A 6,474-nucleotide genomic window follows, 5' to 3' on the forward strand; every position below is an offset into this window, starting at 1 on the left:
GTTGTCGGCATGGTGGTGATGGCTGACCAGCACCGCATCGATCGAGCCGAGGTCGGCGGGATCGATCGAGGGACCGGCCAGCTTGCTGGACATCGTGCCCCACCCGAAGAAGTAGCGCTTGCCGGGCGGATCGAAGGTCGGATCGGTGAGGATCCGCCATCCGCCGAACTCGAGCAGGGCGGTCGGCCCACCGATGTGGGTGATGGTGACAGCGGTCATGACGGCTCCTTGAGTGCCAGACAGCATACGGGCCGCTCGCCATCCGAAGCTGGCAAGCGGCCCGTATGTCAGAAGCTGCTCAGGCGGTCGCGCCCTGCGACTTCCAGTACTCGTTGAGTGCACCGTTGGTCTTGACGAACCAGACGAACGGCAGGACGAGCAGGAACATGCCGGGGAAGTACCACAGGCCAGTGACGGCCGAGACCGGCTCGGGACGGCCGGCCCGCCTGTAGAGGCCGCCGACCTCGCTCGAGACCAGGAACGGCGAGACGATCCCGATGAAGATCGCCAGGAGGACGGCGACGAGACCGCCGAGTCCCTGACCGCTGTGCTGCTTCATCTCCTCGTGCGTCTTGAAGTACCAGACGTACCCGTAGATGCCGAACGTCACGAAGAACAGCAGGATGCAGATGCCGGTCGAGCGGACCTGGCCCACGGCGCCGGAGTAGGTGGTCGGCGGCGGCGCGTACGCCGGGGGCGTCGGCTGAGCGGGCGGGGTGGGCTGATCTGTGCTGGACACGATGGTTCCTCTGTGATTGGCGAAGCGAACGCCAAGACCGTAGCGCGTTCCGCGTGCCGCCACGCCGCTTTGCTGCAAACCACGGCGCGTCCGTGGGTCAGGCGGAGATGAACGACCTCATGCTGACCGAACCCATGTCGATCTCGTCGTTGAAGAACTCGATGTCCTCGCCGTCCTCGAGCAGGCTCAGCGCGGCGACCATGGGGCGGTAGTGGTCGTCCGTCGGCACCGCGATGCGCGCCTCGGCCCACGTCGCATAGGGGTTGACCAGCTTGCCGATCTCGCGGTTCTGGAGCGCGACCGCCGTGTCGGCGTCGAACTGCTCGGCCCAGTCCCAGGCCGTGCCGCCGTCCCACTTGATGCGGCCGAGGGCGTGCACGATGTTGCCGCTGCCGATGAACACGACGCCGCGGCGCCGCATCGCGCGCAGGCGGCTGTAGAGCTGGTAGAGCTCGGGCAGCGGCATCGCGTAGTCGATGCTGATCTGCAGGACCGGCACCTCGGGGGCGGGCGCGAGGTGCTTGAGCACGCTCCACGTGCCGTGGTCGAGGCCCCACTGCTTGTCGAGCTCGGCTTCATACTCGACGAGCTGCTTGGCGAGGAGCCTGGCGACGTCCTCGTCGCCGACGGTGTCGTACTGGACGCGGTAGAGCTCGTCGGGGAAGCCGCCGAAGTCGTAGATGATGCGGTTCTTGGGCGCGTCGGTGATGTGGGTCTGGCCCGGCGTCAGCCAGTGCGCGCTGACGACGACGATGGCCTGCGCCTCGGGCAGCCCGTGGCCGACCTCGGCCCACTTCTGGGTGTAGGAGTTGTCGGCGATGGCATACATCGGGTTGCCGTGACCGACGAAGAGCACGGGCATCAGCGGACTGGGCCGCAGCCGGTTGTCCAGGTCCGAGATCGAGTAGGTCGCCATGGTGCCGTTCCTTAGTAGTTGATGCTTCAACTATAGCATCACCACTGCGGTCCCGGCTGCTGTTTGAATCGGCTCGGCATCTCCTGCGCGTGCTCGTCGGGCATGCGGGCGGCCGAGCGGGCCTCGAGGTCGATCCGAGCCTGCTTGACCGCGGCCTCGGACTCCCAGTAGGCGCAGCGGATGACCGAGAAGTCGAGCAATCGCTTGCGGCTGAGGTGGCTGAGGAGACGGGAGACCAAGCTGATCTGCGTGCGCGCCTCGCCGAGGCTCTCGGGCATCCACGGCTCCAGCAGGAACCCGGGCAGCACGCAGACGAGCTCGTCGGGGCCGAACAGCTGCCAGAACGCTCCGAGCTCGTGGAACTCTCGTTCGGCCTCGAGCAGCGTCGCCGGGTGCGTGCCGAGCCAGCGCCCCATGTCGGCGGTGTCGAGGAACTGCGTGAGCCGGTCACGCACGCGGACATAACGGCGTACGGTCGCCTCGGCCCGACCCGACGCCTCCTTGGCGAAGAAGTCGTCGATCAGCGGCCAGCCCGGTTCGTCGATGTCCATACCTCGACCCAAGCACCGGGGTCTGACAGTCAGCTGGGCCAGACGTTGTCGGCGAGGAGCTCGTCCAGCGGGCGCACTGACGTCCAGCTCTCCTGCTCGAGCATCGGCCGCGGATAGAACGCGTCGACCGGCCCGAGGCACAGGATCGCCACCGGCTCGGCACCCGCAGGAGCGCCGATCATCGTGCCGACCTCGGCCGGCACGAACATCGACACCCAGCCCATGCCGAGGCCTTCCGCACGGGCGGCGAGCCACAGGTTCTGGATCGCGCACGACACCGAGGCGAGGTCCATGTGTGGCATCGTCCGGCGGCCGAAGACGTGCCGCTCGCGGTCATCGCCCAGTGCCACGACGAGCACCTCGGCGCAGTCGAGGATGCCCTGCACCTTGAGCCGCATGAACTCGTCGGCGCGCTCCCCCATCGCCTCGGCTGTGCGTCGGCGTTCGAGCTCGACGTGGTCGTGGAGGGCCGTGCGCAGCTCGGGGTCGGTGACCCGCACGATGCGCCACGGCTGCATCAGTCCGACGCTCGGCGCCTGATGGGCAGCCGCCAGCAGCCGGGCGAGCACGGACTCGTCGACCGTGCCGCCGGCGAAGTGCCGCATGTCGCGGCGCTCGGCGATGACCCGGTAGACCGCCTCGCGATCCTCTTTGTCGTACGCGTGTTCCGTCATTCGTCTCCCAGGCCTTGCAGGACTTCGCGGGTGAAGCGCTCGAACGTCAGCGCGTCCGGCGTCGCGGGCCGCGCTCCCAGTCGTACGGCGACGACGCCCTCGGACGGCACGACGGCGACGTACTGGTCGCCGTAGCCGTACGCCCAGAACGCGTCGTCCGGCACTCGCGGCGCGAGCTGCCCATCGTAGGGCGGCTTGTCGTCCGGGTAGCCGGCCTGGCGGAGCACCTCGACGATCCGGCCCTTGCCGTTGACCCACCACAGCAGTCCGTATGCCGCGTTGAGGTCGGACGACGGCCGGGTGGCCTGCTCGACGAAGCCGGTCGACACCAGCTGCTTGCCGTGCCACGCCCCACGGTGGAGCATCAGGTGGCCGACGCGGGCGAGGTCGAGGCACGTCGACTCGACGCCGGAGAACGTCAGCGCGTTGCCGGCCCGGTCACGGGGCCAGACCGTGTCGCGCATGCCGAGCGGGCGGAGCAGACGGTCCTGCGCGACCTTGACGATGTCGTCGGTCTCGAAGGCGTCGTCGAGCACGGACTCCAGGGCCTGCACGGCGGAGTTGTCGTAGACCCACGTCGTCCCCGGCGCGCGATCCTGCGCGAGCCCCACGGCGTACGCCGTCTTGTCGGCCTCGTCGCGGATCATGCGGCTGTCGGTGGCCGCGTCCCAGTGCCGGCCCGAGGTCATCGACAGCAGGTCGCGCACCGTCACCGCGCCCGCGGAGCCGACACGCCACTCGTCGACCCACTCGGACGCCGCGTGGCCGATCTCGAGCGCGCCGTCGTCGGCGGCCATGCCGGCCAGCAGCGAGGTCAGCGACTTGGTGATCGAGTAGACCCGGTGCCGGCCCCGCTCGCTGCCGCCGTTCCAGTACGCGTCGTGGACGAGCTCACCGTCCTTGATCACCGCGACACACGTGGAGCCCGTACGTTCGAGGTCGGCGTCGAGCGTGGACCAGTCACCCCGCTCGTGGCGCTTCCAGTCGTTGCCGGGGAACACGTCGGGCTCCGCGGTGATCGTCGGCAGCGTCACGGGCGCCACGCTGACCTGCTCGTCGGGGTCGTCGGGGTCGTCGCCGGAGCACCCGGCGGCCACGAGCATCGCCGCCACCGCAAGCACTCGCCCCATCAGCACTCCCCCACGATGTCAGAGACCTCCGTGGTCTCGATACGCCGCTTGCCGAGCAAGCTGCTACTCGACCGGCGAGTGGTCGTGAGGGGTGGCCGCATGACTGCAAGTTGGAGGGGTGAGCGACAATGGAGGGATGCCTACGTCCACGGATCTGCGCCGGCTTTTGCGCTTTCCCGTGGAGTTCGTCGCAGGCGAGGATCCGGCCGATTCGCGGTTCGTGTTCCACACCCCCGACGGCGATCATGAGGCCACCGCCAACGAGTCGATCGGCGCGCTGAGCCAGGGCATCCGCGTCATGTCGGCGGACCCGTCCGTACGCGCGTGGGCCACCCCGGCGATCCTCGCGTTGCGCATCATGGCGCGCGGCGCGCTGGGCTCGCCGGACTCGACCGAGCTCAACCAGCTGCAGAGCGCCGCCTCCGCGATCGACAGCAACGCCGGGCGCGGCCAGGCGACGATCAACGCGTTCCTCAAGGCGCTCGCCGTCGACGCCCCCGCTGCGGCATCGACGCCGCAACGCCAGGCGTACGTGTCACCGCAGGCGCAGCAGCCGCGCCAGCGCGAGACGACGTTCTCGTGGTCGCTGATGGTGTCGTTCCTCGAGAATCCGACGCCCGAGCAGGCCGCCGTCGTACGCCTGAGGGTGCAGCCGCGCTCCGGGTCGTGGGCCGCGTTCGACGCGGGTGACATGTTCGGTGGCTCCACGACGCACCCGCTCGCGCAGGACGCCAAGGAGCCGACCTCGGCGATGCTGCGCCGGCTCGAGCCGTGGTGGTCACCCGCCGAGCGGCTGCGCGACCCGCACACCCGCGGCGCGGCGACCGTCAGCCCCGACGAGCTGGCCCGCCTCGGTGACCGGGCGCTCGCGCCGACGCTGATGGCCAACCGCATCGAGATCCGCTGGCCACCCGAGCTCATCCGCGAGCTCTCGACATCGGCGGTCGTACGCCGAGACGAGACGCCCCGATCCGATCGCCCCTCGGCGTTCACCCAGGGCCAGCTGTTCTCGTTCGACTGGCAGGTCGCGCTCGGCGACGACGTGCTGTCGGCGGCCGAGCTCGACCAGCTCGCGCAGTCCCAGTCCGGGCTGCTGCGGCTGCGCGATCGGTGGATCTTCGTCGACAAGTCCCGCCTCCAGCGGGTGCTCGAGAGGCGTACGCGCGAGATCTCGCCGCTCGAGGCCCTGAGGGCGACCGTCACCGGCGAGCTCGAGATCGACGGGCGGATGACCGAGGTCGACACGGTCGGCTGGCTCGAGGACGTACGCAGGCGGCTCGCCGTGCAGGACCGCGACATCGCCCCGGCGGTGCAGCCGGACGGGCTGGACGGCACGCTGCGCGACTACCAGCTGCAGGGACTCCGCTGGATGACCCAGCTGGTCGACCTGGGGCTCGGCGGCATCCTCGCCGACGACATGGGCCTCGGCAAGACCGTCATGCTGATCGCCCTGCACCTGCAGCGCACCGCGACCAGCTCGGCGCCGACGCTCGTGGTGTGCCCGGCCTCCGTGCTCGGCAACTGGGAGCGCGAGATCAAGCGGTTCGCGCCGGGCGTCAACGTGCGCCGCTATCACGGGCCGAAGCGCCGGCTCGACGGCGTCCACGACGGATTCCTCGTCACGACGTACGCCACGATGCGTTCCGACGCCATCGAGCTGTCCGAGCACCAGCCCGGCTGGGGCCTGGTCGTCGCCGACGAGGCGCAGAACATCAAGAACCCGCACGCGCGTACGGCCCAGGCGATCCGCGACATCCCCGCGCAGGCGCGCCTGGCGCTGACCGGTACGCCGGTCGAGAACAACCTCGGCGAGCTCTGGTCGATCCTCGACTGGACGACGCCGGGGCTCCTCGGGACGTACCAGCAGTTCCGCAACACCTGGTCGCGCGCGATCGAGTCGCGCCGCGACTCCGGCAAGGCCTCCGGGCTGTCGCAGCTCATCCGGCCGTTCGTGCTGCGCCGCCGCAAGTCCGACCCGGGCATCGCGCCGGAGCTGCCGCCCAAGATCGAGACCGATCACCGCATCCACCTCACCCGCGAGCAGGTCGGGCTCTACGAGGCGGTCGTCCGCAGCACGATGGCGCAGATCGAGAACGCGCAGGGCATCCAGCGCCGTGGCCTGGTGGTCAAGCTGCTCACGCAGCTCAAGCAGATCTGCAACCACCCCGCGCAGTTCCTCCGCGATCCGGCCAGCCGGATCACCGGCCGCTCCGGCAAGCTCGGCGTGTTCGACGAGCTGGTCGAGGAGATCGTCGCCGAGGACGGCGCGACGCTGGTGTTCACGCAGTACGCCCAGATGGGCCGGCTGCTGACGCGGCACCTCGAGGAGAAGAAGATCGGGCACCAGTTCCTCCACGGCGCCACGACCGTACGCGCGCGGGAGAAGATGGTGCACCGGTTCCAGAGCGGCGAGATCCCGGTCTTCGTGCTGTCGCTCAAGGCGGCCGGCGTCGGCCTCAACCTC

General features: G+C 69.7%; 7 protein-coding genes. 1 reads left to right on the top strand and 6 read right to left on the bottom strand.

From position 1 onward, the window contains the following. The 6 genes from V6M46_RS05015 to V6M46_RS05040 all read right to left on the bottom strand — a co-directional run. Positions 1 to 219 (bottom strand): MBL fold metallo-hydrolase (locus tag V6M46_RS05015; protein ID WP_442880448.1); only part of this gene is annotated, 219 nt, incomplete at its 3' end. A gap of 79 nt (positions 220 to 298) precedes the next feature. After that, a complete protein-coding gene (locus tag V6M46_RS05020) occupies positions 299 to 739 on the bottom strand; it encodes a DUF4234 domain-containing protein (protein ID WP_332662681.1) in 441 nt (146 codons plus the stop codon). Between the two features lie 97 nt (positions 740 to 836). Next, on the bottom strand, positions 837 to 1,655 hold the full coding sequence (locus tag V6M46_RS05025; RefSeq protein WP_332662682.1) for a dioxygenase family protein: 819 nt from the start codon (positions 1,653 to 1,655) through the stop codon (positions 837 to 839). Between the two features lie 38 nt (positions 1,656 to 1,693). Continuing rightward, positions 1,694 to 2,206, bottom strand: coding sequence for a hypothetical protein (locus tag V6M46_RS05030; RefSeq protein ID WP_332662683.1), 513 nt, complete (start codon positions 2,204 to 2,206; stop codon positions 1,694 to 1,696). 29 nt (positions 2,207 to 2,235) lie between these two features. Then, positions 2,236 to 2,880, bottom strand: coding sequence for a 5,6-dimethylbenzimidazole synthase (bluB, locus tag V6M46_RS05035; RefSeq protein WP_332662684.1), 645 nt, complete (start codon positions 2,878 to 2,880; stop codon positions 2,236 to 2,238). Further along, positions 2,877 to 4,010, bottom strand: coding sequence for a serine hydrolase domain-containing protein (locus V6M46_RS05040; protein ID WP_332662685.1), 1,134 nt, complete (start codon positions 4,008 to 4,010; stop codon positions 2,877 to 2,879). The genes bluB and V6M46_RS05040 overlap by 4 nt, the downstream gene beginning before the upstream one ends. Before the next feature lie 136 nt (positions 4,011 to 4,146). Between V6M46_RS05040 and V6M46_RS05045 the strand changes: the two genes are divergently transcribed. Next, the coding region (locus V6M46_RS05045) for a DEAD/DEAH box helicase (RefSeq protein ID WP_332662686.1) at positions 4,147 to 6,474 on the top strand (2,328 nt) is incomplete at its 3' end.

This window comes from Aeromicrobium sp. (assembly GCF_036676885.1).
Lineage (GTDB): Bacteria > Actinomycetota > Actinomycetes > Propionibacteriales > Nocardioidaceae > Aeromicrobium.

Bases quoted from the DNA above. Each gene is read 5' to 3' on its own strand.
- V6M46_RS05025 (WP_332662682.1), bottom strand. From the start codon at position 1,655: ATGGCGACCTACTCGATCTCGGACCTGGACAACCGGCTGCGGCCCAGT.
- bluB (WP_332662684.1), bottom strand. From the start codon at position 2,880: ATGACGGAACACGCGTACGACAAAGAGGATCGCGAGGCGGTCTACCGG.
- V6M46_RS05030 (WP_332662683.1), bottom strand. From the start codon at position 2,206: ATGGACATCGACGAACCGGGCTGGCCGCTGATCGACGACTTCTTCGCC.
- V6M46_RS05040 (WP_332662685.1), bottom strand. From the start codon at position 4,010: ATGGGGCGAGTGCTTGCGGTGGCGGCGATGCTCGTGGCCGCCGGGTGC.